Source organism: Thioalkalivibrio sp. ALE30 (assembly GCF_000377465.1).
Taxonomy (GTDB): Bacteria; Pseudomonadota; Gammaproteobacteria; order Ectothiorhodospirales; family Ectothiorhodospiraceae; genus Thioalkalivibrio.
This window is the reverse complement of the sequence record NZ_KB898168.1, coordinates 148,047-162,344: the sequence shown is the minus strand read 5'-3', so window position 1 is coordinate 162,344 and position 14,298 is coordinate 148,047. Positions and strand designations below refer to the sequence as shown.

The 14,298-nt window shown below is 65.3% G+C and carries 15 protein-coding genes and 1 pseudogene; 5 read left to right on the top strand and 11 right to left on the bottom strand.

All coding sequences use genetic code 11. The features are described 5' to 3' along the window. Window positions 1-136 precede the first annotated feature (136 nt). Entirely contained in the window at window positions 137-1,390 is a 1,254-nt protein-coding gene (locus D107_RS0100735; RefSeq protein ID WP_018877546.1) for a NupC/NupG family nucleoside CNT transporter, read from the top strand. Between the two features lie 40 nt (window positions 1,391-1,430). Here D107_RS0100735 and D107_RS13245 read toward each other — a convergent pair whose 3' ends face one another. After that, entirely contained in the window at window positions 1,431-4,802 is a 3,372-nt protein-coding gene (locus D107_RS13245) for a bifunctional diguanylate cyclase/phosphodiesterase (protein WP_018880513.1), read from the bottom strand. Window positions 4,803-5,072: 270 nt separating this feature from the next. Beyond that, entirely contained in the window at window positions 5,073-5,570 is a 498-nt protein-coding gene (locus tag D107_RS0100725; protein WP_026280689.1) for a DUF302 domain-containing protein, read from the bottom strand. Window positions 5,571-5,781: 211 nt separating this feature from the next. Here D107_RS0100725 and D107_RS0100720 point away from each other — a divergent pair, with 211 nt between their 5' ends. Together D107_RS0100720 and D107_RS0100715 are read left to right on the top strand one after the other, a co-directional pair. Next, on the top strand, window positions 5,782-6,006 hold the full coding sequence (locus D107_RS0100720) for a hypothetical protein (protein ID WP_018867105.1): 225 nt from the start codon (window positions 5,782-5,784) through the stop codon (window positions 6,004-6,006). 50 nt (window positions 6,007-6,056) lie between these two features. Next, window positions 6,057-6,263: a hypothetical protein gene (locus D107_RS0100715; RefSeq protein WP_018867106.1), complete on the top strand. Its 207-nt coding sequence runs from the start codon at window positions 6,057-6,059 to the stop codon at window positions 6,261-6,263. Window positions 6,264-7,111: 848 nt separating this feature from the next. Here the strand turns inward: D107_RS0100715 and D107_RS0100710 are convergent. Then, window positions 7,112-7,537, bottom strand: a complete 426-nt coding sequence (locus D107_RS0100710) for a restriction endonuclease (protein ID WP_018880512.1) — start codon at window positions 7,535-7,537, stop codon at window positions 7,112-7,114. Window positions 7,538-7,845: 308 nt separating this feature from the next. Between D107_RS0100710 and D107_RS0100705 the strand changes: the two genes are divergently transcribed. Together D107_RS0100705 and nadS are read left to right on the top strand one after the other, a co-directional pair. Then, entirely contained in the window at window positions 7,846-8,184 is a 339-nt protein-coding gene (locus D107_RS0100705) for a type II toxin-antitoxin system RelE/ParE family toxin (RefSeq protein ID WP_018880511.1), read from the top strand. Next, window positions 8,181-8,465, top strand: coding sequence for a NadS family protein (gene nadS, locus D107_RS0100700; RefSeq protein ID WP_018867109.1), 285 nt, complete (start codon window positions 8,181-8,183; stop codon window positions 8,463-8,465). Before D107_RS0100705 ends, nadS begins: the two co-directional genes overlap by 4 nt. Before the next feature lie 175 nt (window positions 8,466-8,640). Here the strand turns inward: nadS and D107_RS0100695 are convergent, their stop codons facing one another. The 8 genes and pseudogenes from D107_RS0100695 to D107_RS0100665 all read right to left on the bottom strand — a co-directional run bounded on the left by D107_RS0100695 (window position 8,641) and on the right by D107_RS0100665 (window position 14,214). After that, the gene (locus tag D107_RS0100695; protein ID WP_018880510.1) at window positions 8,641-9,048 is read right to left on the bottom strand and encodes a type II toxin-antitoxin system VapC family toxin; all 408 of its coding nucleotides are present in this window, start codon (window positions 9,046-9,048) and stop codon (window positions 8,641-8,643) included. Between the two features lie 3 nt (window positions 9,049-9,051). Then, window positions 9,052-9,288, bottom strand: coding sequence for an AbrB/MazE/SpoVT family DNA-binding domain-containing protein (locus tag D107_RS0100690; protein WP_018880509.1), 237 nt, complete (start codon window positions 9,286-9,288; stop codon window positions 9,052-9,054). 231 nt (window positions 9,289-9,519) lie between these two features. Beyond that, complete coding sequence (locus D107_RS0100685; protein WP_018867980.1) at window positions 9,520-10,056, bottom strand: sugar transferase; 537 nt, start codon at window positions 10,054-10,056, stop codon at window positions 9,520-9,522. A 196-nt stretch (window positions 10,057-10,252) separates the two neighbouring features. Beyond that, a pseudogene (locus D107_RS13475) lies at window positions 10,253-10,522 on the bottom strand (type II toxin-antitoxin system RelE/ParE family toxin). Then, on the bottom strand, window positions 10,506-10,730 hold the full coding sequence (locus tag D107_RS0100680) for a DUF6290 family protein (RefSeq protein ID WP_018867981.1): 225 nt from the start codon (window positions 10,728-10,730) through the stop codon (window positions 10,506-10,508). The pseudogene D107_RS13475 and the gene D107_RS0100680 overlap by 17 nt, the downstream one beginning before the upstream one ends. A gap of 145 nt (window positions 10,731-10,875) precedes the next feature. Continuing rightward, entirely contained in the window at window positions 10,876-12,189 is a 1,314-nt protein-coding gene (locus D107_RS0100675; RefSeq protein ID WP_018867982.1) for a type II toxin-antitoxin system HipA family toxin, read from the bottom strand. Beyond that, window positions 12,189-12,437: a helix-turn-helix domain-containing protein gene (locus D107_RS0100670; RefSeq protein WP_018867983.1), complete on the bottom strand. Its 249-nt coding sequence runs from the start codon at window positions 12,435-12,437 to the stop codon at window positions 12,189-12,191. The genes D107_RS0100675 and D107_RS0100670 overlap by 1 nt, the downstream gene beginning before the upstream one ends. Before the next feature lie 553 nt (window positions 12,438-12,990). Further along, entirely contained in the window at window positions 12,991-14,214 is a 1,224-nt protein-coding gene (locus D107_RS0100665; protein WP_018866759.1) for a DegT/DnrJ/EryC1/StrS aminotransferase family protein, read from the bottom strand. Between the last annotated feature and the right edge of the window lie 84 nt (window positions 14,215-14,298).

The following is a 14,298-nucleotide window of genomic DNA, read 5'->3' as shown; positions in this document are numbered from 1 at the left end:
TTGCACCGATCGGCCCTACCCTACCACCTGGGCCCGACAATTCCCGCCGCCCGGATCCCCCGAATCGCCTGGCGCGCCTGCCACCACACGCGGGGAGCGGTTATGCTCCCCGATTTTCCGCCAACGAAGGAAGCGTATGGCCATCCTGCAAGCCGCCCTGGGCCTGGTCGCGTTCATCGCGATCGCCTGGGTGCTCAGCGAACACAAGCGACGTTTTCCCTGGCGCGAGGTGCTCGCAGGTGTGACCCTGCAGTTCGCTATCGCCTGGCTGCTGATCGAAGTGCCCGGGACCCAGCGCTTCTTCGTCTGGGCGAACCAGCTGGTGATTGCCCTGACCGATGCCACACGCGCCGGCACGTCCTTCGTGTTCGGCTATCTGGGCGGCGGCGAGGCGCCCTTCGCCGTGGAGGACCCGGCCAGCAGCTTCGTGCTCGCCTTCCAGGCCCTGCCACTGATCCTGGTGCTTTCCGCACTGTCCGCCCTGTTATTTTACTGGCGCATCCTGCCCTGGCTGATCCACGGTGCATCGCGCCTGCTCCAGCGGATCTTCGGCATTGGCGGGGCACTCGGGGTGGGCACGGCGTCCAACGTGTTTCTGTCCATGGTCGAGTCGCCGCTGGTGATCCGGCCCTACCTCAAGCAGATGAACCGCTCCGAACTGTTCGCCCTGATGAGCGTGGGGATGGCCACCCTCGCCGGGACCATGCTGGTCCTGTATGCGACGATCATCGGGACGGTACTGGACGACGCCCTGGGCCACCTGATCGTGGCCTCGCTGATCAGCCTGCCGGCCGCGCTGCTGATCGCCACGGTGATGATCCCGCCCACGGCACCGCCCACCAACGGCCAGCGCATCGAGGGCGAGGAGGGAGCCACCAGTGCCATGGATGCCATCACCCGCGGGACCCTGCGCGGGCTCGAGCTTCTGCTGCAGATTATTGCCCTCCTGATCGTGGTCATCGCCCTGGTCGCGCTGGTCAATACGGTGCTGGGCGCCCTGCCACCGTTCGCGGGCGCGGCGCTCAGCCTGGAGCGCATCCTGGGCTGGGTCTTCGCGCCGCTGGCCTGGCTGATGGGTATCCCGTGGGCCGAGGCCACGGCCGCCGGCTCCCTCCTCGGGATCAAGACGGTGCTCAACGAGATGGTCGCCTTCATGGCCCTGGCGGAACTGGAGGCGCAGGCGCTGTCCGATCGCAGCGAACTGATCCTGATCTACGCCCTGTCGGGCTTCGCCAACCTCGGCAGCCTCGGCATCCTGATCGGCGGGCTGGGAGCCCTGGTACCGGAACGGCGCAGCGAGATCGTCGCCCTGGGACTGCGCGCGATCGTGGCCGGCACGCTGGCCACCCTGATGACCGGGGCGGTGGTCGGGGTGATCCACCCCGCCTGAGGCCTCCGGACGCGGGGAAATCCACACCCCGAGCCGCTGGCTACTTCCGGTCGTCCGCCCCGCCCGGCAGGGCCGAGTTTGCAGCTTCCAGCAGCCGTGCAAACTCGGCGGCCGGGACCGGCCGACTGGCGTAGTAGCCCTGGTAGTGGTCGCAGCCCAGTTCGCGCAGAACGGCCAGTTGCTCGGCGGTCTCCACGCCCTCCGCCAGCACGCTCAGTCCAAGGCCATGCCCCAGCCCGACGATGGACCGGGCGATCGAGCGGTCGTCGGCATTGCCCGCGCCCTCTTCTTCGGCCAGCCCGTCGACGAAGCTCTTGTCGATCTTCAGCGTATCCACCGGGAAGCGCTTGAGCTGCGCCATGGAGGAATAGCCGGTGCCGAAGTCGTCGATCGCGAAGTGGACCCCGCGCTCGCGCAGACGCTGCAGGATGCGGCGGGCACGGCTCGGATCCGCCATCAACGCCGACTCGGTGATTTCCAGCTCCAGCTGATCCGCCGGGAAGTCGAAGTCCTCCAGCAACTGCCCCACCTGCTGGTCGATGGGCACGCGCTGGAACTGCAGCGCCGAGACATTCACCGCCAGCCGCAGAGGCGGGTGCCCGGCGGCGCGCCACTGATGTCCCTGCTCGATCACCCGGCGCAGTACCCAGCCGCCCAGTTCGACGATCAGCCCGGTCTGCTCCGCCAGCGGGATGAAGCGCCCCGGCGAGATCGGGCCCAGCTCCGGGTCGGTCCAGCGCAGCAGCGCCTCCGCCCCCAGCAGGCGGCCGTCCGCGACGTTGTACTGCGGCTGGTAGTGCACCTCCAGCGCATCCTGCTCGATCGCCCGGCGCAGCCGCGCGGACAGGTCGATGCGCTCGCGCGCCGCGCGGGTGAACTCGTCCGAGTAGTAGCGATAGCTGCCGCGCCCGTCCATCTTGGCCTGTGACAGCGCGGTGCTGGCCTGCTGCAGGAGGGTATCGGCATCCGCCGCATGCTCCGGGAACACCGCGATGCCCACCGTGGCGGTGACCTCCATCTCCATCCCGTTCCCGAGATCACAGGGGTAGCTCACCTCGCGGATGATGTTCTCCGCGACCAGCGCGGCGTCGTCCACGTGGCCCAGGTTCTCCACCAGCACCGCGAACTCGTCGCTGGCCAGGCGCGCCACGGTGTCGGTCCCGCGGCGCCCCACCTGCAGCCGCTCGGCGACCAGGCGCAGCAGGCGATCCCCGGCCGCATGGCCCTGACTGTCGTTGATGTCCTTGAAGCGGTCGATGTCCACGAACAACAGCGCCAGGTGCCCCTGACGCCGCCGCATCAGCGAGATGCCGTGCGTCAGGCGGGCGCGCAGCAGGCGGCGGTTGGGGAGCTCGGTCAGCGGGTCATGGTGGGCGAGGAAGTCGAGCTCCGCCTCGGAGGCCTTGATCCGCGAGATATCCGCGAACACCGACACGTAGTGCGTCAGCCGACCCTGGCTGTCATGCACCGCGGTGATGCTCTGCAGTTCGGGGAAGATCTCGCCGTTCTTGCGCCGGTTCCAGATCTCCCCCTGCCAGTGGCCGTTCACCTGCAGCTCGCGGAACAGGTTCGCGTAGAACGCCTGATCGTGGCGGCCGGACTGGAACATCTTCGGCGTGCGGCCGACCACTTCGTCCTGGGTATATCCCATCAACTGCGTGAAGGCGCGGTTCACCGACAGGATGTGCGCGGTGGCATCGGTGATCACCACCCCCTCGCGGGTGTTTTCGAACACCACCGACGCCAGGCGCTGACGCTCCTCCTGTTCGCGCCGTTCGGTGATGTCCTCGACCGTCGCGACGACGCGGTCCAGCGCACCCTCGGGCGTGCGGCTGCACTTGACGTCGATATCCGCGACCATCACCCGGCCATCGCGCCGCAGCAGGCGTTTCACGACACTGTAGCCGCTGCGTTCGCCGCGCCGCATCTCGGCGTCCAGTTCCGCCTCGCAGCCTCGATCCTCGGGGGTCGCCAGCCGGTTCCAGTCCATCGCCGTCAGTTCGTCCGGGGCATAGCCCAGCATGTCCGCCAGACAAGCGTTCACGCGCTCCCAGCCCTCGCCACCCGGACCCGAGATCGCCATACCAACGAACGGCATGTCGAAGAAGATCCCCAGCATCCGGTCCTGGTCGGCATGCGCCCGCACCAGCGCCAGGTTGCGCCGCAGCCATTGCTGGCGCCACAGCAGCCCGCCGGCCGCCAGCACGACCAGCCAGACCAGCAGCGTGGCCCCGGCCGCCCAGACCGCCTGCTGGCGGGGTGCCAGCTGCACGCCATCGAGATCCCGCTTCAGCACCAGGTCCCAGCCGGCCGGCGCCAGGCCCTGCACACCCGCGAAGAAGCGGCTGTCCGCGTTGTCGAAACGCTCGATCACCACCGCGTCGCGCGGATGGTCCAGGATCCGCTCGCGCAGCCGCGGGAACGCCGCCGGAGCCGGGATGATCACCCCGCCGGCTGCGCTGATTCGGGCAATCGTGGCCCGCTGGTCTCCGCCCCGCACCACGATATGCGCCTGCGCATCCAGCCCGTTGCGGCTCTCCGTCAGCGTCAACAGCGGATGCAGGCTCTCGACCGTGGACGACAGCAGCACCAGCCCCACCACCGGATCATGCGGCCGCGCGCGATCCCGCACCGGCACCGCCCAGCTGATCCGCGGGCGTCCGTCCGGGTCGGCATGCAGGATGGGTTCGCTCGTCTCCGCGCTGCGCCGCACTTCGCGCAGTACGGCATCCATCTGCGATTCATCCAGCGCGCTGCGCCCCAGTTCGATCACCGGCTGGCGATTAGCATCCAGCAGGGCGACGCCATCGTAGTCATAGGCCCGGCGCATCAGCTCCAGGCGATCACGCACCTGCTCCAGCGCCAGCACCGAGCGCCGTTCCAGCGCCGTCACCGCGAACAGATTGAATCCGCGCGCCTCGGCCAGCACCACGGCGTCCCCGGTACGCTCCGCCAGCCAGCGATCAATCACGCCCCCCTTCAGGAACGCCGCGCGTTGCAGGTCCTCGCGGGCCTGCGTCTCGGCGGCCGCCACCTGCCACTGCCACGCGCCCAGCCCCACCGCCGCGGTCGACCCGATCACCGCGGCCGCCAGGGCCAACCAGGGCCAGTAGCCGAAGCGCCCGAGTGCCTGACGGGACCCCGCCACCGGTGCCTCCGGGTTCGAGGCCGGCAGCCAGCGCATCGCCGCGTACAGCAATACGCCAGAGACCAGCACAAACCCGATGCCCTTGCCCAGGTTCGCGCGGGTCAATGCGTCGGGCACGTCCGCGCCGGCCCACCACGCCAGCGCCACATCGGACAGGGCGATCCACAACACCCCCACCACGACATAGCCCCCGGCGATCCAGCCGGCGGCGAAACGACGGGTCCTGCGGCGCGCGTCCGTCATTGAGCGCCCCCGCACGCCCATACGGCAAACGCAAAAAGGCGCCGTACCCCGTTTCCGGTCCGCACGGCGCCCCAAAGGCCTGGTTCAATGGTTGTCACGTCGTCAGTCGACACTGCCAAAGGCATTCGCACCCGCAAAGAGGTCTCTGTCCAAATCCGTTGTCACCGGCATACCGATGTACTGCCCGGCCCGAACAGCATGGGACCCGCCGAAGCGGGCCCCGCTGCATCCGTCGTCCGATCCTCACCGGCCTTTCTACCGGGGTTCAATACCGGACTGTACCGGATTACATTACTCGGCGACGGTCCGCTCGATGATCACCTCGATCTCTTCGGAGGACTTCTCCATCACCTCGGCCACACCTTCCGGCATCATCGGCAGAAAGCCCGGCACGTTCATCCGCGAGATGAACACATCGCCCTGGCTGTCCTGATAGATACTCACGCGGCAGGGCATGAACGCGGACACCGGACGGAAGGCATCCTCCTCCAGGATCTGCGCGCTGTAGCGCCCGCTGCACACATCCAGGATCACCACCGGATCAATCGTGAAACCGCGCTCCGACAGCGTACCGGCCATGTTGTTGCGGCCCAGGATGCTCCACCCCGCCTCGGACGCCTCCTGTTCAAACGCGGCAAGCGTGGCCGGGAAGGAATGCGGGCTCGGCGTCACCTTCACCATGTCCGGCTGCTCGCCCCCATGACTGCCGGCCTGCACCGCACCGGCAAAGGCCAGCGCAACCAGCATCGCCAGAAGCGCGAGGAACCGCGCACCATGGCGGGTGGTCATCATAGTAGATTGCATCTTGATTTCTCCTTTCCCTACAAGCGGGAATCGTCGTGATGGTCCGCCTCTTCGTTACGTTGGAGACGTCACCTGCACAAACAGACTAGCGACAACGGCCTGCACCCGTATTGATGCAGGTCAACCAGACACGAATCAGACCCGTTCCAGACGGGTCCCACCGGCGCAGCGTCGCCGCAAACGCAAGGAGATCGACATGGAAGCCACACTGAAAAACGGAACGGTCACCCTGAAGATCGACAAGAAGGCCGCCAAGGATATCGCAGAGAACATCACCGAACTCGACGGCGAGATCAGCAACGGCGCGCGGGCCCTCGGCTCTGTACTGCAGGAAGGCGTCTACGAACTGGAAAACGAATTCCGCCAGCCCCCGCACGCCTTCGACGAGCACGCCCCCAAGCAGCCCTCCATCGAGGACTGACGCGCCCGCCGCGGCCGCAACAAGCCAAACAAGAATACAAGGAGCACGACATGCACCTGGAAAAAGCCGAAAACGGCGAACTCGTCATCACCATGCCCGAGGCCGAAGCCGCCGACGCCCTGGCCACGCTGAAAAAGCGCGCCGACGAACTCGACGAATGCGAGGACCTCACCGAGGCCCTGGAAAACGCCGGCGTCCAGCTCCCCGAACAACCGGACCACATCCGCCACGAATACATGCCCCCGGCGGACCACTAACCCCGCCCCCGTCCCACACTCCTGGGGCGGGCACGCTGTCACACCCCAGGGCGATGATTCGGGCCTATCCAGCACCCCATCGCCGAGAGGCTCGGCCCCTGCAGGCCCGAAAGCCCCAGACAGCGTAGGAGCCCAGCCCCTTGGGCGATCCGACCTGTCCAACACCCCGATCGCCGAGAGGCTCGGCTCCTACGCATCCCGACACCACGGCCCCCGTAGGAGCGTGCTTGCACGCGAAGCCCCCGCCAAAGCCAGTCACGGAACACCTTCCGCAGCCCCCACCGGCTCACAAGCAAGAAGCCCAAATAAACCCATGCCCCATAAAGAGAAAGAGCCACCCCAGCATCCGTGCCCGGGCGGCTCTTTCAGGGGCATCCCTGTCCCCGCGACAAAAACTAGCACACAAAGTAGAGGATTCCACCCCATCCACGAAAAAAACGCCCAACGGTCGTTTTCGCCCCCTCAGTGGTAGCCCCACTCCCCACCATCGGACCAAATTCGAGCATTACCCGACACCGTCGCATATCCAGCATCCCGGCACCATGCTACAGCCCGCTACTCCCGGCTCCCCCAGATCCCGAATAACCGCAACGCCGTTTCCGCGACAACGCCCCCGATAAGCCCCCTGTAGGAGCGGCCTCGGCCGCGAAGCCCCCGCCAAAGCCCGAAAACCACCCGGTCAGGGCAAAAACCAAACCACAACCCTTGCGCCTCTCCAGCCCGGCCCAGCGAAGATGCCGTAAGAACCCAGATCTCTCACGCCGGACCGCACCCAACGCCGGAGCCATTCCGGCGAAACCCCGGATAACCACAACGCGGTTCCCGAGATAACCATCGATGCACACAAATCAGCCCAGCAATGCCTGTGTCTCCGCGTCCAGCCCACTCCAGTGCTGGCGCAACCGCTCGGCCAGGTCCTCCGCCTCCAGCAGCATCACCGGCATCGGCAAGTCCGCTGCACGCTCCCGCGCCGCGGCCGAGAACCCGCCCAGGTTCACGTACATTCCCCGGTCACCGGCGCCGCGTCCGGCGGCAAAGCGCTCCAGCTCGACCAGCCCCGTCTCCACCGTCGAATCGTTCGCCACACCCACCACCAACCGCGGCACATCGTCACCCCCGCCACCGGCCGGAACCGTCACCCGCTCCAGCCACGGCCGGTTTTCATCCTCCGACGCCTCGACCACCACATACCCCATTCCGCGCAACAGCCCCTGCACCACCCGCATCCGCTCCGATGCCGCCAGTTGCTCCATCCGCTCAGCCCAGTCATCCATCACAATCTCCTGCGTCCGCCTCCCCGACGCTAAGGGAAAACCCGCACAGAAACCAGATCCCCGCCCATCACACGCCAAACACTGAACCATTCCCCTGTAGGAGCGGGCTCGGCCGCGAAGCCCTCGCCAACGTTCGATAACCACCAACCCCACCTCTTCTATGCCCCGAAGCCCCATCACCCGGCACAGCACCCGCCTCCTGCGCCGATCGGCAGAACCTCGACCGTATCCCGGCAAGACTCGCCCTAGAACACGGACTTGTGTACACTGTACGCCTAGGCAGCACAGACATAAGGACATGTCTCCACGTGCTCCATGCCATTGAATTCATTGAAGCCCCAACGTTCACTCGGCAATTCCAGGCGATCGCTACAGAGGATGACCTGAAAGAAATCCAGAACACGCTGATCGCCCAACCCGACAAAGGCGACCTGATCCAGGGAACAGGCGGCCTACGGAAAATCCGCATCGGGTTGGGCCAACAGGGAAAGCGTGGTGGCGGCCGCGTCATCGACTTTCTGGCGAGTGCGCAGATCATCTATCTGATTCTGGCCTATCCGAAGAACGTGAAAGACAACCTCACCGCCACCGAAAAAGTGGCCCTGAACGCACTGACTTCACGGCTAAAAGAGGAAACTCCCCAATGAGCATCTACGACGAACTCCAGAGCTCACTACAGGAAGCCGTCGCCATCAAGCAGGGCAAGAAAGCACCCAGCCGCGTCACACGCCACGAAGTGGCGGACGTGAAGGCCATTCGCGCCCACTTGCACGTTTCGCAAGCCGAATTTGCCAAGGCCATGGGAACGAGCGTCGACACCATCAAGAGCTGGGAAGCCAAACGCCGCAACCCCACCGGACTTGCCGCAAAGGTCCTCGCCACCATCCAGGACAACCCCAGCTTTTACAGCGAAATCGCCGCGCACTGACCCGAGCGAAACGCAAAGAATCTTCGTATCCCCCGTAGGAGGCCAGCCCTCTGGCCGATGGGGCGTCGGGCTGGCGTGGGTGATCGGCCAGAGGGCTGGCCTCCTACATCGAATACCGCCCCCGGTGGGGGCGACTCGCCCACAAAGCCCCCAACGCGCTACTACACACACCTGATCAATGCGCCGCCACCCAGTTCTCTACCTGCAGCCCGGATACGCGCTCGAATTCACGTCCGTTATTCGTGACCAGCACGGCCCCAATGGCCCGAGCATGTGCTGCGATCAAAAGGTCGTTTGCACCAATCGGAGTCCCTACGCCCTCTAGCTCGGCACGGATGTCACCGTAATGTTCAGCTGCTTCTTCCGGCCAGTCGCACACCCTCGCGAAAGCCAGAAAGCGCTCCAGTGCGGCCTCGCTGCGTTCCTTCTGATTCGACCGGCGAAGCCCATACCGCAACTCCGCCAGAACCACAGCAGAAAGGCCCACCTCCCCAACTGGCACACCCCGCAGCCGCGCGTGCACCTCCGGCGGTCGGCGTTTCATGATGTAGATACAGATGTTCGTATCCAGCATGTAACGCATAGATCACAAAGCCTCGCGATCCTGCGCCACGCGATCCTCGATCGAATTGGGAAAGTCATCCGGCAGGGTCTCTCCAGCCCCCTGGAAGTAATCATCCCAGGATCTCGGCTTGGCACGCAGGATCAACGCATCGCCACGCTTCTCGATAACCACTTCATCCGCATCGAACGCAAAACCCTTGGGCAGCCGAACTGCCTGGCTGCGTCCATTCCGGAACAAACTCGCCGTGCGCCGCTTCATCGCCAACCCCACATCCTTTGCATATGCCTAAAGCATATCCTCCACCCGCTCCCATTCCAAGGCCCCGCTGCCACGCCTGTAGGAGCCCAGCCACCTGGCCGATTGGATGTTGGACACGCCCCATCGGCCAGGAGGCTGGCCTCCTACAACCAATGCTACCCCCCCCTGTGGGAGCGGCCTCGGCCGCGAAGCCCCCGCCAAAGCCCGAAAACCACCAAAGCCACACTGAACTTAACCCCGAACCCGATCCCCGGAACCCTTCCCGGTCACCGTCAAAACCAAGTACCGGAAATAGCCCGCCAGCGTCAGCGACCCAATCATCTTCGCATCCACCTCGGCCAGCCTCTCGGGGTCCGACATATCAATTCCGTTCACCTGCGCCAGCCCGGTAATGCCCGGGCGCACCGCAAACACCCCTCGAGCCTCGCGCGCCGCGATCAACTCCACCTGACTCACCAGGCAGGGCCGCGGCCCCACCAGGCTCATCTCCCCCTTCAGCACATTCCAAAGCTGCGGCAGCTCATCCAGCTTCGTTTTGCGCAGAAAGTGGCCCAAGCGAGCAATCGACGAGGCCTGCGCCAGATGCGTCGCCACCGACGCCGTATCCGGCCGCATCGTTCGAAACTTCACCAGCGTAAACGGCCGCTGATATCGCCCCACCCGCTCCTGCCGGAACAGCGGCGAACGCGACTCCATCCAGCCCAGCACCCACAACACCGCCATCACCGGCGCCGCCACCACCAGCACCACATCCAGAATCCGAATCAAAACGCCTCCTAAATCCCAACCAACAACACCCCCGTAGGAGGTCAGCCCTCTGGCCGATGGGGCCTGTCCAACATCCAATCGGCCAGGGGGCTGGCCTCCTACGCCGAATACCCGCTGTAGAGGCTCGGCCCGTGCGCGATCACCTTTCATTCAGAAGGAAAACGAAGGAAACCGAGATTCGCAGCAAGCCAATGCGCTACTGACGGTATACATGGTTCCGGTGCGCCACCCGCACGACGAGTATCCGCAGCGCGTCGTCTTCGATCGAGGCCAGCACACGATAAGGCCCCACTCGATACCGCCAATACTCGCCCAACTCCCCGGACAAACCCTTGCCTAGACGACGAGGATCAGCCGCAGGCGCAACCCGCTCGGCCAGATACTTCAGGATGCGGTTCGCTGCCTGCTTATCGAGCGCTCACAGTTCTTTCTCTACGCGTTTGTCGAACTCAATCGTCCAGCTCAAGTCGACGCCTCATCTCATCCATGGAGACCGTTTCTCCGCTTCCCTTGCGGTGGTCAATCAGGCGGTGCTCAGCCAAATACAGGTCTTCGAGATCCTCAAGATGCTGCACGATCGCTTCGCGCGCATAGAAGCTCTTGCTGCGCCCTGTCGCTTTCGCCAGGGCGGCCAGACGCTTCTCGACATCTTCAGGCAGACGCAAAGCCAACATGTATGTTCCTCCAAACAGGTGCTATACAAGTATAGCAAAGCGCCCTCTCGTAGGAGGCCAGGCCCCTGGCCGATTGGACGTTGGACAGGCCCCATCGGCCAGAGGCTAGCCTCCTACACCGAGCGCCGCCCCTGCGCGCCTGGCCTCAAAGAACCCGCTCCAGCGACTGAATACCCGCTTCCACCGAGCACCGAACAGCGTCATGGATGCCAACCGGGAAACCCGCCGGCAATTCGTGTTCTACCTGATCCAGTGCGGATGGGGCCTGCAGCACCACGGATGCCAGGACCTCGTGCACCATCGCCGCAGGCAGACGGGCCGAAGCGCCCGTCTCCAGAAAATGGCGACCCTGGATGCCATCCACCCGATAGTGGTTGCGCCGCCCCACAGCGAGCGCCAGCCGAACCTGCTTGCGCTCCACCTGGCGGCTAGCCACGCTGGGTAAAATCGTCAACACGTCATACAGCGGCGTCAGCCGGTACCCGCCGCCGGGTTGCAGGAACACGCTGAAATTCTTGGCGTGCCCATCCGTGGCGCCGATCAGCCAGAACAGGACTTGCGCCTTCAGCACCGTCGCCTGGTCCGCCCCCGGCGTATCACTGCCCCGCAACAGCCCCAGCACATCCACCAGCCCGGGGCCACCTTCGCTCTGATACTTGCGGCTCGGCGGCACGCCCAGTGGCTGGCAGCAGTCCTCCTGCGGCAAGCGCAGCAGCCGCCCATCGCGCGCCCAGTGTCGATCAAACCGCTCCACCACCAGCGCCCGCGCGCCCCCAAAGCGTCCGATCTCCGCGCGTGCCACCGACATGCCGAACGCCGCCAGCAATCGCAGGCAGTAAAACTCGTTCTCCACGCTGTCCGACAGATCCAGCCCGTTGGGTAACTGCCCAATCGCGGGCTTCAGGATATGCGTAGTCGGCGTCGAGCCATGCGGCTTGAGCCAGCGACCCTCATGCCACAGCAGTGCCGTCTTCTCCTGGACACCGGCAATCGAAATGCGGAAAGCATCGTCGCTGCCCAGACCCAGCGGCGCCTGTGCCAAACCGCCCAGCAGCTGTTCGATGCCCCTATCATCGAGCGGTTCCCCCCGAATCCCTCCAACCGGCCCGGACTCCTGCGCATCCGACAGCGAAAACTGCAACGCCCCCACACAGTCATGCCCGATCGCCGCCAGCAGGCTGTAGGCATCCGTCCCAGCCGCGCCCACGCGTTGCGCCACGCGCCGTCGCAGGGCATCCGCATCCGGCAACAGGTTCTCGAACACCGCGGCCACGGCCGCACCGTGATAGGCATCTTCCCGCAACGGAAGCGAAAGCGAGACCGGCAGCGCATGCTCCCAGCCCAACCAGGCCGGGTCATACCGAAAGTGGATCGACCCGGCCGCCGACTTCTCCAGAAACCCCACCAGGCGACCATTCAGCAACACGCGCAGCGGCGGATGGCGTGGCCTGCGCGGCATCAGAAAATCTCTTCAATGGACGCAGTCGACCGCGCACGGGGAGAAACCTGAAACTCCAGATCCAGCGCCGCCAGAACCGCAAGCAACGTCTCCAACCGGGTGGCCGGGTTTCCGTTCTCGATCAGGGAGATCGTCTCCTGACGCAATCCCGACTTCTCGCCAAGCGCGGCCTGCGTAAGGCCCTGCTTTCGCCGGACCCGGCGCACAATCGTGCCAATCTGCTTAGGTGTTCGCGCAAGCAATGTCATAACGCCCGATTATGCGCCCAACCCGATAACCAATCAATATCGGAATCGACCCATAAACCGACAACCCCACCGCCCCCAGGCCGATCACCCACGCAAAACACCCCCAGTAGGAGGCCAGCCCCCTGGCCGATTGGATGCTGGACAAGCCCCATCGGCCCGAGGCTCGCCTCCTACACCGACTGCTACCCCTGTGGGAGCGGCCTCGGCCGCGAAGCCCCCGCCAAAGCTCGAAAACCACCGACCCTCTCCACCTTATTGGGCGGCTCCACCCCCTCCGGTCATCGCGAGGAGCAACGCGACGTGGCGATCTGCCCGGGCAGCCCCGTAACCAGCGATACCACCCCGGCGAAGACTGCGCCGCGCGGCCCGCAGTGACCCGGTGAGCGCAAACGCATAAGTGCTCTCACTCGCTCTGTCGCACAGGCGCGACAGCCTTGGCAACGCCTCATCCAGGGAAAGCACCCGCCTGCATCGCAGCAAACCGGATTCCAGATCAAACCAACCTTCTCACGAGCACAACGACACCCCCAGAGGCAGCCACGAACCGCAGAACTTAGCCGGCAGAACGGTCCTGCGATACGACCCCGGCCTGCGCCACTCCTTCTACTCCAGTCGCACGGCCCATCACATCCACCACAGCATCGGCCACGGCGTGCATATCGGGCTCACTCAACGTGTGGTCCACCAGGAACATAACACTGGTCTCACCCAACTCGCGGGCAACAGGCAAGCGCCGCTCGGGCCGGTAGTCCGTCCCGTCAAAGGCCTTCTCCAGATAGACCTCGCTGCAGCTCCCCTGCAGGCATGGCACCCCACGGGCCTGTATGGCCGCCACCACCGCGTCGCGGTCCCAGCCATCCACCAGCGACTCCGGCTCCACGTAGGCGTAGAACTTGTACCAGGCATGGCCCACGCCCTCCGGTGGCACTGGCACGCGCAGGCCCCGCACCCCAGACAGCCGCTCCAGCAGGACCCCGGCGTTGGCACTCCGCTGCGCCAGCCAGCCCGGCAGCTTCCGTAGCTGCACCCGGCCAATGGCCGATTGCATCTCGGTCAGCCGCCAGTTGGTCCCAAACGACTCATGCAACCAGCGAAACCCCGCCTTATGTTCGCGGTTATACACCGCATCCCATGCCTTGCCGTGATCCTTGTAGCTCCAGGCGCGCTGCCACACAGCTTCGTCCCTCACCAGCAGCATCCCGCCCTCGCCACCGGTGGACATGATCTTGTCCGTGCAAAAGGAAAACGCCGCCGCATCCCCGAACGACCCCACAGGCTGCCCCTCCAGCGTCGCCCCATGCGCCTGGGCGCAGTCCTCGATCAGAAACAACCCCCGCTCATCCGCCAACGATCGCAGCCCGTGCATGTCACACGACCAGCCCGCCAGGTGCACGGCGATCACCGCACGGGTGCGCGGCGCCAGCACGGCCCGCACACTCTCCGGAGTAATGTTGCCCGAATCCCGATCCACGTCCGCAAACACCGGCCGCGCCCCGCGCATCACGATCGCCGAAGCCGACGCCAGGAACGTCCGCGGCGTCACCACCACCTCGTCGCCCTCGCCCACACCCAGCGCCATCAGCGCCAATTCCAGCGCGAGCGTGCCGTTCGCCACCGCAATCCCGTAGGACGCATCATGGAACGCCGCAAACTCGCGCTCGAACTCGCGCCCTTCGCTACCATTCCAGTAGTTCACGCGACCAGAACTCAGCACCCGCTGCACGGCCACCAGCTCGTCATCCTCGAACCGCGGCCACAAACTCTTCACCACCGTCACACCACCTAGGGAAACACTGATCAATGTACACATTCGCGCTCGAGTCGCTTTTGCGTGCGAACAAGGCGCGGTGACTGCCGTGCA

Excerpts from the sequence above, each read along its gene's own strand:
- D107_RS0100735 (WP_018877546.1), top strand. The coding sequence starts at position 137 with ATGGCCATCCTGCAAGCCGCCCTGGGCCTGGTCGCGTTCATCGCGATC.
- D107_RS13245 (WP_018880513.1), bottom strand. The coding sequence starts at position 4,802 with ATGGGCGTGCGGGGGCGCTCAATGACGGACGCGCGCCGCAGGACCCGT.
- D107_RS0100725 (WP_026280689.1), bottom strand. The coding sequence starts at position 5,570 with ATGACCACCCGCCATGGTGCGCGGTTCCTCGCGCTTCTGGCGATGCTG.
- D107_RS0100720 (WP_018867105.1), top strand. The coding sequence starts at position 5,782 with ATGGAAGCCACACTGAAAAACGGAACGGTCACCCTGAAGATCGACAAG.
- D107_RS0100715 (WP_018867106.1), top strand. The coding sequence starts at position 6,057 with ATGCACCTGGAAAAAGCCGAAAACGGCGAACTCGTCATCACCATGCCC.
- D107_RS0100710 (WP_018880512.1), bottom strand. The coding sequence starts at position 7,537 with ATGGATGACTGGGCTGAGCGGATGGAGCAACTGGCGGCATCGGAGCGG.
- nadS (WP_018867109.1), top strand. The coding sequence starts at position 8,181 with ATGAGCATCTACGACGAACTCCAGAGCTCACTACAGGAAGCCGTCGCC.
- D107_RS0100695 (WP_018880510.1), bottom strand. The coding sequence starts at position 9,048 with ATGCGTTACATGCTGGATACGAACATCTGTATCTACATCATGAAACGC.
- D107_RS0100690 (WP_018880509.1), bottom strand. The coding sequence starts at position 9,288 with ATGAAGCGGCGCACGGCGAGTTTGTTCCGGAATGGACGCAGCCAGGCA.
- D107_RS0100680 (WP_018867981.1), bottom strand. The coding sequence starts at position 10,730 with ATGTTGGCTTTGCGTCTGCCTGAAGATGTCGAGAAGCGTCTGGCCGCC.
- D107_RS0100675 (WP_018867982.1), bottom strand. The coding sequence starts at position 12,189 with ATGCCGCGCAGGCCACGCCATCCGCCGCTGCGCGTGTTGCTGAATGGT.
- D107_RS0100670 (WP_018867983.1), bottom strand. The coding sequence starts at position 12,437 with ATGACATTGCTTGCGCGAACACCTAAGCAGATTGGCACGATTGTGCGC.